Source organism: Nocardia sp. CDC160 (assembly GCF_035818795.1).
In the GTDB taxonomy this organism is placed as follows: Bacteria; Actinomycetota; Actinomycetes; order Mycobacteriales; family Mycobacteriaceae; genus Nocardia.
Genome location: NZ_JAYKYT010000002.1, coordinates 1,474,665 through 1,491,729 on the forward strand (window position 1 = coordinate 1,474,665; position 17,065 = coordinate 1,491,729).

Annotated in this window: 12 protein-coding genes; 1 reads left to right on the forward strand and 11 read right to left on the reverse strand. The window is 68.8% G+C overall.

Features of this window, described 5'->3' with window-relative positions:
- Positions 1–8: 8 nt before the first annotated feature.
- The 8 genes from VMT40_RS14375 to bioB form a co-directional block, all read right to left on the reverse strand.
- The gene (locus VMT40_RS14375; protein WP_326358478.1) at positions 9–1,052 is read right to left on the reverse strand and encodes a sensor histidine kinase; all 1,044 of its coding nucleotides are present in this window, start codon (positions 1,050–1,052) and stop codon (positions 9–11) included.
- Positions 1,053–1,294: 242 nt separating this feature from the next.
- The gene (locus tag VMT40_RS14380; protein WP_326358479.1) at positions 1,295–1,960 is read right to left on the reverse strand and encodes an SGNH/GDSL hydrolase family protein; all 666 of its coding nucleotides are present in this window, start codon (positions 1,958–1,960) and stop codon (positions 1,295–1,297) included.
- Between the two features lie 53 nt (positions 1,961–2,013).
- Positions 2,014–2,781: a MerR family transcriptional regulator gene (locus VMT40_RS14385; protein WP_326358480.1), complete on the reverse strand. Its 768-nt coding sequence runs from the start codon at positions 2,779–2,781 to the stop codon at positions 2,014–2,016.
- 55 nt (positions 2,782–2,836) lie between these two features.
- The gene (locus VMT40_RS14390) at positions 2,837–4,303 is read right to left on the reverse strand and encodes a flavin-containing monooxygenase (protein WP_326358481.1); all 1,467 of its coding nucleotides are present in this window, start codon (positions 4,301–4,303) and stop codon (positions 2,837–2,839) included.
- Positions 4,300–5,235, reverse strand: a complete 936-nt coding sequence (locus VMT40_RS14395) for a ferritin-like domain-containing protein (RefSeq protein ID WP_326311381.1) — start codon at positions 5,233–5,235, stop codon at positions 4,300–4,302. The genes VMT40_RS14390 and VMT40_RS14395 overlap by 4 nt, the downstream gene beginning before the upstream one ends.
- Position 5,236: 1 nt before the next feature.
- Complete coding sequence (locus VMT40_RS14400) at positions 5,237–6,136, reverse strand: SDR family NAD(P)-dependent oxidoreductase (RefSeq protein WP_326358482.1); 900 nt, start codon at positions 6,134–6,136, stop codon at positions 5,237–5,239.
- Between the two features lies 1 nt (position 6,137).
- A complete protein-coding gene (locus VMT40_RS14405; protein ID WP_326358483.1) occupies positions 6,138–7,136 on the reverse strand; it encodes an alpha/beta hydrolase in 999 nt (332 codons plus the stop codon).
- Between the two features lie 76 nt (positions 7,137–7,212).
- Positions 7,213–8,277 (reverse strand): biotin synthase BioB, encoded by a 1,065-nt coding sequence (gene bioB, locus VMT40_RS14410; RefSeq protein WP_326358484.1) that lies wholly within the window; start codon positions 8,275–8,277, stop codon positions 7,213–7,215.
- A 93-nt stretch (positions 8,278–8,370) separates the two neighbouring features.
- Between bioB and VMT40_RS14415 the strand changes: the two genes are divergently transcribed.
- Positions 8,371–9,411: an oxygenase MpaB family protein gene (locus VMT40_RS14415; RefSeq protein ID WP_326358485.1), complete on the forward strand. Its 1,041-nt coding sequence runs from the start codon at positions 8,371–8,373 to the stop codon at positions 9,409–9,411.
- Positions 9,412–9,486: 75 nt separating this feature from the next.
- On the opposite strand, the gene VMT40_RS14420 is transcribed toward VMT40_RS14415, so the two are convergent.
- From VMT40_RS14420 to VMT40_RS14430, 3 genes are all read right to left on the reverse strand, one after another.
- Positions 9,487–9,651, reverse strand: coding sequence for a hypothetical protein (locus VMT40_RS14420; protein WP_326311377.1), 165 nt, complete (start codon positions 9,649–9,651; stop codon positions 9,487–9,489).
- Between the two features lie 269 nt (positions 9,652–9,920).
- Entirely contained in the window at positions 9,921–10,934 is a 1,014-nt protein-coding gene (locus tag VMT40_RS14425; protein ID WP_326358486.1) for an LLM class flavin-dependent oxidoreductase, read from the reverse strand.
- A gap of 55 nt (positions 10,935–10,989) precedes the next feature.
- Positions 10,990–17,019 carry a non-ribosomal peptide synthetase gene (locus VMT40_RS14430; RefSeq protein ID WP_326358487.1) on the reverse strand — a complete coding sequence of 2,010 codons (6,030 nt, stop codon included), beginning with the start codon at positions 17,017–17,019 and terminating at the stop codon, positions 10,990–10,992.
- Between the last annotated feature and the right edge of the window lie 46 nt (positions 17,020–17,065).

Sequence of the window (17,065 nt, forward strand, 5' to 3'; positions counted from 1 at the left end):
GGCTCTACTCATGACGGCACGATTCCCGGCTGCGACAATGGAACTCGGACCAGCACCCGGGTCCCGGCGTCACGTTCGGTCTCCACCACCAATCCGTACCACGGCCCGTACGCGGTGCGCAGCCGCCGATCCACATTGCTCAATCCGACTCGGCCACCGGCCTTTCCGGCCAGCAGTGCGGCCGCGGCATCGGGTTCCATACCCACTCCGTCGTCCTCGATGCTGATCATGCAGTCCCCGTCGCGGGCCTCGCCCTGCACCTGCACGGTGCCGCCGTCGCGCAGCGGCTCGAGGCCGTGTCGAATCGCGTTCTCCACCAACGGTTGCAGCACGAGATAGGGCAGCGGGACGGCCAGCACATCGGGTACCACCCGGATCTGCACCTGCAACCGGTCGCCCATCACCGCCCGCTGCAACACCAGATAGGTCTCGATTGCCTCGAATTCGTCTGCCACCGTGGTGTATTCACCGTGGCGGCCGAGGCTGTAGCGAGCGTAGTCGGCGAAGTCGAGCAGCAGCTCCCGTGACAGCTCCGGATCCGATCGCACCGAGGAGGCGATCACCGTCAGCGCGTTGTACACGAAGTGCGGCGACATCTCCGCCCGCAGCGCGCGCAATTCCGAGCGCGCGGCCTCCCGCTCGGAGAGCTCCAACCGCACCCGTTCGAGGGCGTTCTCCACCAGCCACGCGGCCTCGCGCACGGCCTTGGCCGCGCCGACACCGTCCACGACGAGCACTCCGGCCACCTCGTGATCGACGACCAGCGGACGCGCCGCCAGGTCCCCATCGCTGGCCGATTTCCCCCGGTTCAGCACGGACCCGACCAGCTCCAGCGCCGCCGCCGGATCGGTCGGCGGCCCCGACCATTCGATGGTTCCCTCGGGTCCGGCCAGTCCCACCGCGCGCGCCCGGAGCAGCCAGCGCAATCGCCGTGCCGCCGCCCGGCCGCCGGGCCCGCGCAGCCCCTCCCCGAGATGCGCGGAGACCTGCCGTGCGACGCTCAGGGCCGTGATCGGATCGGCGCGCCCTTCCCGCCGCAGCCACGTTGGCACAGTCAACAACCCCCTGCCGCATGAATTTCCACAAAGCGGAGGCAAATATCCACTGAACGGAACTCTCTCCAGAGAGCATAATCCGCTGCGCCACTTCGGTCCACCGCAGGACAGACACCGAAGATGCTGTTACTCAACACCTTTGGTCAAGAATAAGAATCACAGTGAATTCATCGGTCCGAATACGTGTGGAATCGATTGCGAACCGGTCGATTACGTTCCGATGCACGGTGCCTATGGCGCTACAGCCGATAGGCCAGCTCCTTCACCATCAAGGTCGCCAGGACCGCCTGTCCGCCGCTCGCGACGTGAATCTTGTCCTCGCTCACCAGATTCGCCCGCTCGTTGATGGGGTGGTCCCACGTGTCGACGAGCACGGCATCGAACTCACCGGCCAGCTTGCGCGTGATGTCGTTGAGCCGGGCGACCCGATCGGTCCAGTCCGGAAACGCGGGGATGACGAACCGGCGGACCAGGGTGAACACCGTCAGTTGCGCGCCCGTTCCGGCCGCCCACACCCACATTTCACGCAACCCGGCCTCGATCTGGTCCCAATCGGGATGGCGGCGCACGATGTCGTTCGCACCGCTGTTCACGTGCAGCAGATCGGGTTCGAAGTCCTCGATCAGCTGCCGCTGCTCCGCGAGCGCCTGCGCGGTGGTGGCACCGACCTTCGAGGTATTGAGGTAGGCCAGGTCCGGGTAGACCATGCGCAGCACACGCTCCACCCGGCCGACCCAGCCCAGGTGCTCATAGCCCGGGGTCGGACCGCACACGCCCGCCGACAGGCTGTCGCCGAACGACGCGAACCGCCGCCACGGAGCGTCGTGCAGCAGCGCGGCGGCGAGTTGCGGTGCGAGAACGTCCGGATCGGTCTCTTCGGTCAAAGGCTGTTCGGTAACCGTCATTCCAAAAGAATACGGTCGGTCGTATCCACAAGCAATGGCCAGCGTGCCCGGTGTCAGCCCTGTGCGCCCCGCTTGCGGGCGGCCGTTTCCAAATAGGCGCCGAGTTCGGACTCCAGTACTTTGTCGAGGGCCTGATCGAGGCTGTCACGCACCGCCCGGACGCCGAGATCGCGCAGATGAGTGAGCATTTCGGCGGTGGCCGCCACCTCCGCGTCGGAGTCCGGGAGCCATCCGGGACCGTGCTGGTCGACAATGTGGTCCTTGGCGGCGACCACCATCAGCCGCGCGATGTCCTCGAGCCGGTCGACGATGGCGGCGTGCAGGTCGATGATGCCGGGCAGGTCGAAGCCGTAAGAGTTCAGGGCCGCGAAGGTTTCGAGCAGATCGGGGCGGGTGAGCTCGGCGGTGTCACCGTGCAGACGGACCAGGCCGAGTTCCTCGAGGCGGGCGAGCTGGTCGCGATCGACCTGGTGCTCCTCGGTCTCGCCGAAGAAGGTGTCGATGAGTTCGCGCGGAATCTCCACCGGCTCTTCGGATTTACCCCAGGTGGCGGTGACCGCGCTCTGCAGCCCGAGGATCTCGGTCAGATCCTTGCCGGTCTCCCAGCTGGTGATGAAGTCCGCGATGTGCGCGATGGTGAAGCCGCGCTGCAGCAGCGCGTCGATGATGCGCAACCGCGCCAGATGCGTCTCGTCGTAGATCAGGGCCCGCCCACTGCGCCGGGTCGGCGTGGGGAGCAGGCCCTTCTCCTGATACGCCCGCACATTGCGGGTGGTGGTCCCGGCGGCCTGGGCGAGATCGTCGATGCGGTACTCCGCCATCCGTATCGCACCCGTCCTTTCCGCCGACCACCCGAATCATCGATCGGCCACGACACTAGCGCAGGTCGTAATCCGCCAGGCGCACCGTGGCCAGCTGGCGGGCGTACTGGGTGCCGAAACCGGGGTACATGGTGGCGTTGAAGCCGTCCTCGGTCAGATACCAGCTGCGGCAGCCGGAGTTCCACGTGGTCGCCGTCAACCGGCGCTGCAGGCGACGGTTGTAGCGGTCCTGCCGATCCTGTCGCGGCTCCAGGGTGCGTGCGGTGCCATCCAGCACGATCTTGATGGCGTCGGTCAGATAGTCGATCTGCGCCTCCATGTAGACCAGCGCCGAATTGTGGCCGGGACCGGAGTTCGGGCCGAAGGTGAGGAACAGATTCGGGTATCCGGCCACCGTGACGCTCTTGAACGCGTATGCGCCCCTGCGCCATTCATCGGCGAGCACCCGGCCGCCGCGACCGGTCACCGGAATCGGCGTGCCCTGTTTGGACACCTCGAACCCGGTGGCGAAGACAATGCAGTCGAAGCGGTGCTCGATGCCCTCGGCGGTGCGGATGCCCCGCGGCGAGATCTCGGCGATGGGCCAGGTGATGAGCTTGCAGTTCTCGCTCTGGAGCGCCGGGTAGTAGTCGCTGCTCATCAGCAGGCGCTTGCAGCCCGCCCGGAAATCCGGGGTGAGTTGGCGGCGCAGCCACGGATCGCGCACCTGGGCACGCAGATGCGCGAGCGCCACCGACTCCACGACCCGGGTCAGCGGCGTGTTCCACACCACGCCCAGCGCCACCGACTCGTGCCCCCAGAACCAGGCCTCGCGCGCCAGCGACTGGGTCACCGGCACGCGTCGATACAGCTGCTTGGTGAGGCCGTTCGTGCGCCGATTCACCCGGGGCAGCACCCAACCGGGCGTGCGCTGGAAGACCTTCACCGCCGCGGCCTGTTTCACCAGTTCCGGAATGATCTGCACGGCGCTGGCTCCGGTGCCGACCACCGCCACCTTCTTGCCGGTGAAGTCGTAGTCGTGATCCCAACGGGCACTGTGGATCTTGTGGCCCTCGTAGGTATCGATGCCCTTGATATCCGGGAATCCGGCATTGGCCAGCGGCCCCGAGGCCAGAATCACCGTCCGCGCCAGCACATCCGGGCGGCCCTCGGCGAACGAGACGGTCCAGAGTCCGGCTGCTTCGTCGAATGCCAGGGCGGTGACGTTGTGCCCGAAGCGAATACGCGGCCCGATGCCGAACCGCTCCACCATGGAGTCGATATACCCGAGGATTTCCGCACTGCCCGAATAGGTGTGCGACCAGTCCGGGTTCGGCGCGAAGCTGTAAGAGTACAGCCGCGACGGGATGTCGCAGGCCGCACCGGGATAGGTGTTGTCCCGCCAGGTGCCACCCACCCGCTCTCCCCGCTCGAAAAGCGCGAAGTCGCCGATCCCCTTCTGTCGCAGCCTGATCGCCGCGCCGATGCCCGCGAAGCCCGCCCCGATGATCGCCACGTCCAGTGGCTTACGCACGGCGCTCATGCGACCGGCTCGTAGGTGAGTTCCTTGGACCAGGTCGGCTGCGCGGGCAGCAGGCGCTCGGGTATGGCCCCGGTCAGCTTGACCAGGCCGTCCGCGAGCAGGTGATACGGGTGGTCACGGTTGATGACCCAGCCCGCGTGCATCTTCACGATCCGATACATGGGCACCCGGTTGGCGATCGGATTGCGCTCCCCGACCTGCTTGAACCGCGCCATGGCCGCGTAGAGCTTCTCCTCGTTCACGCCCATCTCGACAATGTTGTCGCGCATCTTGTTCAGCAGCGGCACATAGCTGAGCACGCCGATCATGAGCGAGGGCTTGACCCACCCGCCCACCAGATCGATGGCCAGCTTGCGCGCGCTGGCGTGCCCGAGCAGCTCCATGACCGCGTAATCGGTGGCCAAATGCCGGGATTCGTCATTGTTGATCCGCTTGAACACCTCCTGCGCCACCGGATCGGAAATCTCGTCGGTCACGAACTTGATCAGCGCGCCGTCCAGGGCCACCTCGAGCATGGGGATGACGGTGCCCAGGAACGACAGCGACATGCCGTCGGAATGCTTGTCCAGAAAGTCGATGACCAGCTTGACATTGATATTTGGCTCGGGGATCTCGTCCCCGTCGAGCATGCCCCAGCGCCGCATGAGCGCCAGCTCGGCATTGGCGTGCCGCTGCTCCTCGGCATGGAAGTAGCGGTAGATCTCCGCCAGCGTGGCCGTCGGGGCCTTCTTGGCCATGGCCGCGAATCCGCGTGCGCCGACATTCTCGATCCACATGAGATCGGCCATGAACGGCTTCAGCTTGGCGTGCAGCGCGGGATCGATGAGCTCGGCTCCCGGTGCGTCCCAGTCGATATCGGCCAGCGCCCACTGCTTGGATTTGATCTTGGCCAGCATGTTGTCGAAATCGAAGGCTTGATTCTTGGCGGACATATCAGACTCCCGTCTGCTGGATGGTCTGCTGCGGCGTTGTCGAGTCCTCCTGTGGCAGGACACGATTCAAGACGCCGAGGGCTTGGGTGTAGAGAGCCGGGAAGTGCCGCTTGAGATGCCAGACCAGCCGGGCGTCCAGCTGCGGCACCACGTACAGCGCACCGCGGTCGTGGGCATCGAGGGTGGTGCGGGCGACCCGCTCGGGCGAGAATCCGGACAGCCGCATGAGCCCGGTCGCCAGCCGCGCGGATCCGGCCGTAATCCGCCCGTCCGCAACCACATTCGTCCGCACGAAGGTGGGGCACAGCGCGGTGACGGCCACCCCGCTGCCCGCCAGCTCGGCCGCCATGGTCTCCGACAGCGAGACGACCGCGGCCTTGGACACGTTGTAGGCGGCCATCCCGGGCGCGGCGGCGAATCCGGCCGCCGAGGCCACATTGATGATCCCGCCGCGCCCGGCCGCGCGCAGCCGGGGCGCGAAGATCTCGCAGCCGTACACCACCCCCCACAGATTGATCCCCAGCGCCCATTCCCAGTCGCCGAAACCAATGTCTCCCACCGGTTTCCCGCCGATGCCGACACCGGCGTTGTTGATCACCAGCGTCGGTGCGCCCCGGAAGATCAGCTCCGCATGCAGGGCGAGGCTCTCGATATCCTCGCGGCGCGACACATCGCAGAAGATCGAATGCGCGGTCCGCCCGTACGTCTGCTCGATCAGCCGCACGGTCTCGTCGGCGCGCTCCTTGTCGATGTCCGCGCACACGACTTCCCCACCGCGCGCGGCGAGTTCGAGCGCGAAGGCCCGCCCGATCCCGCTGCCCGCCCCGGTCACAATCGCCTTGGCGCGGTGTGTGCGGCGCTTGCCGCCCAGCGCGAACGCCAGCTCGTCGATCGGCCACATATCAGCTCACCTGTTCTCGAACCGGCGAGTCCGACCGCGCCAGTGTGGAAGTCACGAATGCCGCGGTCTGGCGCAGCGCGGCGGCCGCCTCGGGAACCAGCAGCGGCAGCGCCTGGAACACATGAATTCGGCCCGGCCACAGCTGGAGTTCGCACGGCACCCCCGCCGCCGCGGCCATATCCCGCAGCTGCCGCGCGTCGTCGGCGAGCATCTCCCCCGCACTGGCCTGCACGAACAGCGGCGGCAGCGCCGCGCCCGCCGGAATCCGCAGCCGCAGCCGCGGCGAATCCTCCGGTTCCGCACCGGTGTACAGCGCGATCATGCGCCGCCCCACCCACGCCGGGGCCATGGGGTCGGGCAGCACCCGATCCCGCCGCTCGGCCAGGGTCAGCGTCGGGTCGACCAGCGGCGAGAACATGAAGGCACCGGCGGGTTGCGCCGCCCCGGCAATCTCGTTCTGCAGCAAGAGATCCAGCGTCAGATGACACCCCGCCGAGTCACCGCCGATCACCAGATCCCGCGCCCGGTACCCGTGTTCGAGCAACCATCGATACCCGGCCGCGGCATCCTGCGCCGCGGCAGGAAACGGATGCTCCGGCGCGAGCCGGTAATCCACGACGAAGACCGGCAGCCCGGTCAGCTTCGACAGTCGCGAGGCCAGCCCCCGATGCGTGCGCGCCGAGCACACCACGTATCCGCTGCCGTGGATGTAGTAGATGGCCCGCTCCGCGTGCCGAACCCCCGCCGCGCGGACCCACTCGCCGCGCACCCCGCCCGACCGCACCGGCATGACCGCGGTCCCCGGCAGTGTCGGCCCGAAGGCCGCCATGATCGCGGCGATGAGCCCGCGCCCGGCCTCGATCCCGATTCGATTGTTCGGCAACAACCCATTGACCTGCCGCAACCCCACCACCGACGCCGCGGCCGCCATGCGCGTCCGCGTCGCGGGTCGGGTGGGAACCGCCGCCGAGGGGAAGGTCGCCGTTGACCTTGTACTCATGCCCCAAGCATCACCCCCGAATGTTACAGTTGTCAATGGCACATTCGTAACAACCGCTCACACTGATAACAATCGCTCACGCATTGGCGGGCAGACCGGTTCCCGCGCCGCGGCGGCGAATCGCGACCAGGTCGTGGCGGGCGGCGGGGAGGGTCGGTTCATCGATGCCCTCGATGGTGAATCCGGCGTCGGTGATCATCCCGCGGTCGTCCGCGCCCGGCTGGCCCTCGCTGGTGAGGTAGTCGCCCAGGAAGATCGAATTCGCCAAGTGCAGTGCCAGGGGCTGCATTCCACGCAGGTGGATCTCCCGCCCGCCCGCCAGCCGGACCTCGACGTCCGGGAAGTAGAAGCGGAACAGGGCCAGGATGCGCAGGCAGCGCTCGGGGGTCAGATCCCAGCGGTCACCGAGCGGGGTGCCCTCGAAGGGGATGAGGAAGTTGACCGGCACCGAGTCCGGATTCAGCTCGCGCAGCGCGAGCGCGACATCCACGATGTCGTCATCGGATTCACCCATGCCGAAGATCGCGCCCGAACACGGGGACAGGCCCGCGACCGTCGCGCGGCCCAGGGTGTCCACCCGATCGGCGAAGGTGTGCGTCGAACAGATGTCGGCGTAGCGGGCCTCGGCGGTATTGAGGTTGTGGCTGTAGGCGTCCGCGCCCGCCGCGGCCAGCCGCTCGGCCTGCCCGTCGGCCAGCAGTCCCAGGCAGACGCAGATCTCGACCTTCGGATGCTCGGATCGAATGGCGGCGATGGTGTTTTCGATGCGCCCCAGATCCCGCTCCCCCGGCCCGCGCCCGCTGGCCACCAGGCACACCCGCTTGGCCCCGGCCCGCACCGCCTGACCCGCGACCTCGGCGGCCTTGCCCGGCGCGATCCAGGAGTACTTGAGCACCTCGGCCTCGGAACCCAGGCGCTGCGAACAGTATCCGCAGTCCTCGGGACACAGACCGCTCTTCATGTTCACGATGGTGTTGAGTTTGACTCGGGTGCCGAAGAATTCGCGACGCACCCGCGCACCGGCCGCCACCACATCGATCAATGGCTCCGAATCACCCAAGAGCGCAAGGGCTTCCGCACGCTCCGGAGCTCGTCTTTGTAATGCCTTGTCCACCAACGTTTTCAGCAGATCGCTTGTCATGCGATCGCAATCTACCTCGAGCTTGAACAGTGTTCAAGTATCCTTGCGAGGTGCGATTACGCCATACGGCAACACAACTGATACCTTTCAGCTATGACCATCGATATGGAGTCGACGGGTGTCGAGGCGGGGAGTGCGCGGACGAAACCGCTGGCGTGGTTGCGGGCGCCGGTGGAGCCCGCCGGGGACAACGGGTTCTTCGGGCCCGGGTCGGTGACGTGGAAGGTGTGGGGGTATCCGACCTCGCTGTCGGTGGGGTTTCACCGGGCGGTGGTGATCGAGGAGCTGGATCCGTTCCTGGTGGCCTCGGTGCAGCACACGGGAAAGGTGTACAGCCAGGCCAGGACTCGCTACGACCACACCCTCGCCTACTTCGCGACGGTCATGTTCGGCGATACCGAGACCGCGACCAAGGCCTCCGCGGTGCTGATGAAGATCCACGCCAAGACGGGCGTGGGCATCGAGCCGGTCTCCGGATTGCCCTATGACGCAAACGATCCGGACTCGCAGCTGTGGATCCACCTGACGGCGTGGCACTCGATTCTCTACGTCTACGAGCAGTTCGGACCGGGGCCACTGTCGGATGCCGAGGAGCATCAATTCTGGAACGAGTGCGCGATCGCGGCGCAGTTGCAGACCTGCGATCCGAACAAGGTGCCGCGCACCCGGGAGGGGATTCGCGCCTACTTCGAGGACATTCGGCCGCGGCTGGCCGCCAGCGAGGTCACCCAGCAGATGATGGACCACCTGCTCAATGCCCGGGTCATGTATCCGCCGCTGCTGGGCAAGCTCGGACCCTTCGCCTGGATCGCGAACAAATTCCTGCGCACCGCCACCATCGCGACGCTGCCGCACTGGCAGCGCGACCTGGCCGCGATCCGCCAGTCACCGCTGGCCGATCTGGCGGTGCGACTGCTGGCCAAGCCGGTCTTCTGGGTGCTGTCCAAGAGCGGGCGGCTCCAATTGAGCCTGCTGGCTTGGCTTTCGCCGATGACGGCCCCGGTGGCCGCGCCGTTCCTGCGCAAGGTCCCGGCCCGGGAGGCGCGCACGATGACCCCGGCCGAGGCCTTCGCGCATTGGAACGTCCAGACCCCGGCCGAGCTGTACGCCCAACTGCATCGGCGCGCGGAGTAGCGCCCGGACCGGAAAAGCCGACTGCCCCCGAAGGATTCGGGGGCAGTCGGCGTTGTTTCGGCCGTTCTCCGGGACTCAGCGGTTGCCGTGCGCGCCGAGGGAGGCGCTGAAGACGGCGACCGGGGTGCGCGACGCGCGCAGGTTGGCGCGTTCCGACACGGTCAGCGCGGACCGGGAACGACGCTCGCCGAGTACCGACAGTACGGTCAACGGGTTACGGGAGAAGTTGATGAAAGCCATGACAGCCCTCCTTCAGGAGTCAGGCCGACCACCGCGTGAGAGAACTACAGCTCCGCACCGGTAGGCCGGGAAGTACGAGGGTGGTGAATCGGTCTCGGACACGGACTGTCGCCGTGATTCATTCGTCCCTCACCTCCTCTTACTAGCCATGACACCGATTACGGGCCTCGCCGGGTCGCGAGGCACAGAACGGCCATTATTGCCGATACTCGACCGTCCAGTCAAGTTCCGTTCATCTTCCGTTCATCTTCATCGGCATACCCCGTACTTCACGCCGACACCCGCAGACCCACCGCGTCGGCGAGGCGGCGGTGGGATTCGAGGCGGGCGGTGCGGTCGTAGGTACTGGTGTGGACGAGGAATTCATCGGCCTCGGTGCGGCGGATCAGTCGGTCCAGCTCGGCCAGCACCTGCGCTTCGGGGCCGTGGATGTGGCCGCGCAGCGCGTCGTCGAACAGGGCGCGCTGTCGGTCGGTCATGGGTTCGCGTTCGATGACCTCGGGCGGGAGCAGGGCGGGGAATTCGCCGCGCGTCCGCGACCAGGCCGCCGACCAGGCCTCGGGCAGCAGCAGGCGATGGGCCTGCGCGGTGGTGTCGGCGATGACGACCGAACCGGAGAGAACGACGTAGGGTTCGTCGCCGCCGGGGCCGGGCCGGAACTCGGCGCGGTACCGGTCGATGGCCTCGACCATGGCGTCCTCACCGGAGACCGCCGCGATGACCAGCGGCAGGCCGAAGCGCGCGGCGCGCTCGGCGCCCGAGCCGGTGGCGAGGAGGAAGGCGGGCACGCGCAGCCCTTCGGCGGGCCAGGCGTGCACGCCCCGGCGTCCGCCCGTGAAATACGCCAGCAGTTCGGTCAATTGGGCATCGAAGTCCTCGGCGTCGCGCTTGTCGTGGCCGAGCGCGCGGCGCACGCCGTCGGTGAAGCCGACCGAACGGCCCAGACCCATATCGATGCGGCCCGGGTACAGCGATTCCAGGACGCCGAACTGTTCGGCCACCACCAGCGGCTGATGGTTGGGCAGCATGACGCCGCCGGTGCCGACCCGGATGCGGGAGGTGGCCGCCGCGATGGCGGCCGCGAGCACGGTCGGCGCGGAACCGGCCACGCCCGGGACGCTGTGGTGTTCGGAGACCCAGAAGCGGTGGTAGCCCCACTCCTCGGCCAGGCGGGCGAACTCGACGGTCTCGCGCAGGGCCTCCGGATGCGACTGGTCCCGGCGGACCCGGGAGCGGTCCAGGATCGAGAAGCGAATCGACCGCCACGCCGGAATCGTGTCCATTGCCACCATGCCCAGTGCAAACCCGAACGGCCGGGTTTGATTCCGGGCGTGCGGCTCAGCTCACAGGCGGCAGGAAGCCGACCTCGACGTAGTAGTCGAAGTAGCGGGCCAGCGTCGCGCAGTCGACGCCCGGGCACGGGGAGCTCGGATCGCTCGGTGCCACACCGGTCACCTCGGCGGAATAGTTGATGCTCAGGGCGGCCGCGCGAACCAGCAGTTCGTCGGCTCCCGACCGCTCGGCCGAGGTCAGCAGGGTGGTGGCGAACTCCATCGGGTCGGCGAGGTCCAGGCGGTAACCGCGACGCAGGATCTCGTCTCGAATGGATTTCAGGGAGACCGTCCGTCCGGGCAGCAGGGCGACCACGCGCTCGCGCGCGGGCGCGGCGACGACCGTGGCGGCCACCTGGTCGACGGGCAGCATGGCGACCTCGCCGTCGGGCAGGTCCGGGGCCACGCCGAGCACCAGCATGGCGCGCAGCATGGTCCACCAGGCGTCGTCGGTTCCGGCCGCCCCCGTGCGGGAATCACCCGTGATCAGGCCGGGTCGATAGACGCGGACTGGCAGGCCGCGGTCGGCGGCGGTCCGAACCAATTGTTCGGCAACCCATTTCGTGAGGACGTAGCCGGGTAGCCCGTCCGGCGGGCCGTCGGGAACCGAGGCGGTCGAGATGTAGTGGACCGGGGCGAGCGGGCCGGTGGCGGCCAGTCGCAGCACCTCGCGGGTGCCCTCGACATTGGCCGGGCGCATGCGGGCGTACGGCTCGAGGTGATTGACGTGCGCGCCATTGTGGTAGATCGCGTCGACGCGCTCGGCGAGCTCGGTGAACCGCTCGGCGGTCAGGCCCAGCCGCGGCCGCGCGAGATCGCCGGGGACCGGGACGATGCGGTCCGGGTAGCCGGAGAGGTCCACGCGGAAGCTCGCGGCGGCGTCGGAAATGCGCTGCCGGGCATGGGATTCGTCGGTCGCGCGGGTGAGGCAGTAGACGGTGGACGAGGTGCGTTCGAGGAGTTCCCGCAGGAGGAAGACACCGAGGAAACCCGTCGCGCCGGTGAGCAGGACGGCATCGGGTGCGCCGGAGTCACGCTGCTCTCGATCGGCGGCGGTGATGTCCGCGTCCAGCACGGCGTCGGCCAGCGGATCGGGTCCGCCGTCCGAGGTCGCCGGGTCCGCCCGGAGCGCGGCGGCCAGGTCGTGCACCCGCGGATGGTCGAACAGCGGACGCAGCGGCACCGCGATGGCCAGCCGATCGGCCAGCGCGGCACGAACGCGAATGGCGGACAGGGAGTTTCCGCCCAGGGCGAAGAAGTCGTCATCGCGGCCGACCCGGTCGATGCCGAGCTCCGCGCCGAAGACCTCGGCGACGATCCGCTCGTCCGCAGTCTCCGGAGCCCGGTATTCCCGCACCGGCAGTTCCGGATCGGGCAGCGCGGCCCGATTCAGTTTGCCGGTGGACCCCAGCGGGAAGGCCTCGAGCACGGTGAGGTAGCTGGGAACCATGTAGCCCGGCAACCGCTTTCGGGCCGCGTCCAGTACCTCGGCGAGATCCGGTGCGACGCCGCCGACGCCGCGCAGATAGCCCACCAGCCGCTCGCTCCGAATGGCCACGACCGCCTCGGCGACGCCCGGATGCGCGCGCAGTGCGGCCTCCACCTCACCGGGTTCGATGCGCTGGCCGCGCAGCTTGAGCTGGAAGTCGGTGCGGCCCAGGTATTCCAGGCCGCCGTCGCGGGTGCGCCGGACCAGGTCGCCGGTGCGGTACATGCGCGCACCGGCCGGGCCGAAGGGGTCGGCGAGGAAGCGATCCGCCGTCCGGTCCGCCTGGCCGAGGTAGCCGCGGGCCAGCTGCGCGCCCGCGACGTACAGTTCGCCGGGCGTGCCCGCCGGTACCGGATGCAGGCGGGCGTCGAGCACGTACGCGCGCGAATTCCAATGCGGCGCACCGATGGACACGGGCCGGTCGCCGAGATCGGTCACCTCGGTGCCGGTAATGGAGATGGTCGCCTCGGTCGGGCCGTACAGGTTGTGCAGCCGGGCCGGGCTCGCGGCGGTGAAGCGCGCGATCAGCTCGGCGGGCAGCGCCTCGCCACCCACCCAGACCACCCGCAACCCGGACAGGGCTTGGGCGGGTGCGTGTTCCAAGAGCGCGCGCAGCAGTGAGGGGACGGTGAGGAAGCACGTCACGCGGTGGCGGTCGATGATGTCGGCCAGGTACTCGGGATCGGTGCGGCCGGTGGTCGTGGGGATGACCAGGTGTGCGCCCGCGGCCAGCGGCGCGGTGTAGCCGATCAGGGAGGCGTCGAAGGTGGTGGGCACCAACTGGAGATAGGTGTCGGCCTCGGTCAGGTGGTATTCGGCGGTGAGGAAGGCGATGTGATTGGCCATGGCCGCATGCGAGATGCCGACGGCCTTGGGGCGGCCGGTGGATCCGGACGTGAAGATCACGTAGGCGAGATCCTGTTCGCGCAGCGGGCGCGGCCGGTCGGCGTCGGTGACGGGTGTTGGCGAGAAGCTCGACAGCTCTTCGGAATTCAGCATGTCCGCGGTGATGACGCACACGGGTGCGACGGTGGCCACCATGTCCGCCACCCGCTCGGCGGGCTGGGTCGGATCGATCGGGACGTAGGCGCCGCCCGCCTGCACGATGGCGTAGAGCGCGACCACCAGGTCCACGCCGGGCGGCAGCGCCGTGCCGACGGTCGTTCCGGGACCGACTCCGACGTCGATCAGCTTGCGCGCGAGTCGATTCGAACGCTCCGAGAGTTCGCGATAGGTCAGCGCCGCACTTTCATCGGTCACCGCCACGGCATCCGGCGTGCGGCGCACCTGCTCTCGGAAGGCCGAGAAGAAGAAGCGGTGCGGCACAGCGTGATTCGAGCCCACACTCGGGAAGTTCGTCACCTCCGCGACGTCGGTCAGCGGCAGATCACCGACGGCACGCTCCGGGTCGGCGGCGACGGCGGCCAGCAGGGCGCTCAATCGCCGCCCGAACGCGTCGATGGTGGACTCGTCGAAGAGATCGGTGGCATACCGCCAGGAACAGTTCAGGCCCGCAGCGCCTTCCGCGTCCCGGCGCGGGACCACGGTGAGCTGGAGATCCATGGGCGAGACCGATTCCCCGAGGTCGATGGCGTCGACGGTGAGGCCGGGCAGCCGCAGCTGTCGTTCGCCGAATTCCTGGAAGGACAGGGCGACCTGGAACAGCGGGTGATGCGCCTGGGTGCGCGGTGGGTCCAGATCCGCCACCAGCCGCTCGAAGGGCACCTCGGCATGGGCGAAGGCCGCCAGATCGGTATCGCGGACCCGTGCGAGCAGATCGGTGAAGCTCTCGGCGGCCTCGACGCGGGTGCGCAGCACCAGCGTATTGACGAACATGCCGATGAGATCGTCGAGTTCGGGCTCGCCGCGCCCGGCCACCGGCGCGCCGACGGCAATGTCCGCGGTCGCCGACAGCCGCGCCAACAGGACCGCCAGGCCCGCGTGCACCACCATGAACAGTGACACGCCCTGTGCGCGAGCCAGTTCCTCGAGCCCGCGATGCACGGCGGCGTCCACCGGGAAATGCCGGGCCGCACCGCGCTGCGACGCCACGGGCGGGCGCGGGCGGTCGGTGGGGAGTTCCAACAGAGGCGGCAGTCCGGTCAATGCCGTCCGCCAGTGCCGCAGCTGGGTCGCGAGCAGGGAATCGGGTTTGCTTGCCGGACCGAGTAATTCGCGCTGCCAGACCGCGTAGTCGGCGTATTGCACGGGCAGCGGCGACCACTCCGGCGCGTCGCCTCGGGTGCGGGCCGCATAGGCGGTCATGAGGTCGCGGGTCAACGGGAGCATCGAGAAGCCGTCGGCGGCCAGGTGGTGGATCACGACGGCCAGCACGAAGTCGTGCTCGGCGAGGCGGTACAGGCGCAGCCGCAGCGGCACCTCGGCGGTCACGTCGAATCCCTTGCCCGCCAAGGCGATCAGCTCCGAGCTCAGTTCGGATTCCGGAAGCTCCACGGGCGTCAGGTCCACCGGGACCTCGTCGACGGGCCGAATGTCCTGATAGCCGTGTCCCGCGCTCTCGGGGAAGACCGTGCGCAGGACCTCGTGCCGCTCGAGCAGATCACGCACGGCCAGCCCGAACGCGCCGACGTCGAGATCGCCCGAAAGCCGCAGGGCGAAGGGAATATTGTAGGCGGGCGAGCGGGGATCCAGGCGCGCCAGGAACCACATGCGCTGCTGCGCCAGCGAGAGCGGTGGCCGCGTCGCGGAGTGCGGCCGAGGCCGCAGCGGCAACCGATCCTCGGTGCCGAGCGCCTCGATGGCCGCCGCCAGCGCGGCCACAGTCGAATGCTCGAAGATCAGCCGGACCGGAACGCGCGCGCTCCCGCCGACACCGAGTCGTCCCGCCAATCGCGTTGCCAGCAGCGAGTTTCCGCCGAGCTCGAAGAAGTCGTCGACGGCCCCGACCGGACCGACGCCCAGCAGTTCGGAGAAGGCCGCCGCGACCGTGCGCTCGGTGTCGGTCAGGGCCCGCCGGGTGGCGTGGGTGGCCAGGACGGGCTCGGGCAACGCGTCGTAATCGAGCTTGCCCACGGGCGTCAGCGGAATGCGCTCGATGACGACCACGGCCGCCGGGACGGCGTGGCGCGGAAGCTGCTGGCGCGCATACTCTCTCAAGGAGTCGGGATCGGGTTCGGTGTGCGTCGCGGGCACCACGTACGACACCGGCGCGGTCGCGCCGCTGGGCAGGCGGCGCAGCAGAGTCTTGGCGTGACAGACCGATTCGTGCGCGGACAGCACCGCATCGATCTCGCCGAGTTCCACCCGGAAGCCCCGGATCTGCACCTGCGCGTCGCTGCGGCCCAGATATTCGAGCGTCGGCCGACCGTCCCCGCCCACGATCCACCGCACCACATCGCCGGTGCGATACAGCCGCTCCCCCGTGCCGTCCGGGTGCGCGACGAAGCGGGCCGCGGTCAATCCCGGCCGCCGATGGTAGCCGCGCGCCAAACCCGGTCCGGCCAAATACAATTCACCGGCGACCGCGGTCGGCACCGGCCGCAGCCGGGCGTCGAGCACCAGGGCCGACACCCCGGGAATCGGCCCGCCGATGGCGACGGTGTCCGCCGGGGTCAGCGCCTCGCTGATGGTCGCGGCGACCGTGGTCTCGGTGGGTCCGTACAGATTGAAGAAGGAGCGTCCGGGCGACCAGCGGGCCACCAGATCGGGCGGGCATTCCTCACCGCCCGCGACCACCACCGCGAGATCGGGCAAGTCGGTGGCGTCGAGGCCCGCCAGGGCGGCCGGGGTGATGAAGGCGTGGGTGACCCGCTCGGCGCGCAGCAGTTCGGTGAGTTCGTCGCCGCCGAAGCAGTCGGCCGGTGCGATGACCATGGTCGCCGCCGACCCGACGGCCAGCAGCAGTTCCAGCACGGCCGCGTCGAAGCTCGGCGAGGCGAAGTGCAGGGTGCGCGAGCCGGAGGTGATGCCGAATCGGCGGGTCTGCTCCCGGCAGAGTCCGGCCAGCCCGGTGTGGGTGACGGCCACGCCCTTGGGCAGACCGGTCGAGCCGGAGGTGTAGATCACATAGGCGATGTCGGTGCCGTGCAGTCGGCGGGTGCGTTCGGTGAAGTGCAGCGGTTCGGCCGAGGCGTCGGCCTGCGCCGCGGCGCAGGCCGGGGAGTCGAGTTCGAGCCAGTCGAGGCCGTCGCCGAGTCGCTCGCGGGTAGCCGAGAGCGTCAGACCGTGGGCCGCGCCCGAGTCGGCGAGCATATGGGCGACACGGTCGGCCGGATAGTTGGGGTCGACCGGCACGAAGGCCGCGCCCGACTTGGCGACCGCCCACACCGCGACCACGGACTCGATCGAGCGCCGCAGCGCCAGCACCACGCGGTCACCGGGCCCGAGGCCGCGCGCGATGAGTACCCGGGCCAGGCGGGTGGAGCGTTCGTCCAGGTCGGCGTAGGTGAGCGAGCGTCCGCCCGTGCACACCGCGATACCGGTCGGATCAGTCTCCGCGGCGGTGGCCAGCAGGCGGGGCAGCGTGCATACCCGCGGGCGGCCACGCGGCGTCGGTGCCCGGCGTGCCGCAAGAACGTCGGCACTCACCGGTTCCTACTTTCAGCCTCGATTCGCCTTCCCCCACAAGCGCATG

What these genes read in the sequence shown, in the direction of transcription:
- VMT40_RS14380 (WP_326358479.1), bottom strand. Translation starts at nt 1,960, where the DNA reads ATGACGGTTACCGAACAGCCTTTGACCGAAGAGACCGATCCGGACGTT.
- VMT40_RS14385 (WP_326358480.1), bottom strand. Translation starts at nt 2,781, where the DNA reads ATGGCGGAGTACCGCATCGACGATCTCGCCCAGGCCGCCGGGACCACC.
- VMT40_RS14390 (WP_326358481.1), bottom strand. Translation starts at nt 4,303, where the DNA reads ATGAGCGCCGTGCGTAAGCCACTGGACGTGGCGATCATCGGGGCGGGC.
- VMT40_RS14395 (WP_326311381.1), bottom strand. Translation starts at nt 5,235, where the DNA reads ATGTCCGCCAAGAATCAAGCCTTCGATTTCGACAACATGCTGGCCAAG.
- VMT40_RS14400 (WP_326358482.1), bottom strand. Translation starts at nt 6,136, where the DNA reads ATGTGGCCGATCGACGAGCTGGCGTTCGCGCTGGGCGGCAAGCGCCGC.
- VMT40_RS14405 (WP_326358483.1), bottom strand. Translation starts at nt 7,136, where the DNA reads ATGAGTACAAGGTCAACGGCGACCTTCCCCTCGGCGGCGGTTCCCACC.
- bioB (WP_326358484.1), bottom strand. Translation starts at nt 8,277, where the DNA reads ATGACAAGCGATCTGCTGAAAACGTTGGTGGACAAGGCATTACAAAGA.
- VMT40_RS14415 (WP_326358485.1), top strand. Translation starts at nt 8,371, where the DNA reads ATGACCATCGATATGGAGTCGACGGGTGTCGAGGCGGGGAGTGCGCGG.
- VMT40_RS14420 (WP_326311377.1), bottom strand. Translation starts at nt 9,651, where the DNA reads ATGGCTTTCATCAACTTCTCCCGTAACCCGTTGACCGTACTGTCGGTA.
- VMT40_RS14425 (WP_326358486.1), bottom strand. Translation starts at nt 10,934, where the DNA reads ATGGACACGATTCCGGCGTGGCGGTCGATTCGCTTCTCGATCCTGGAC.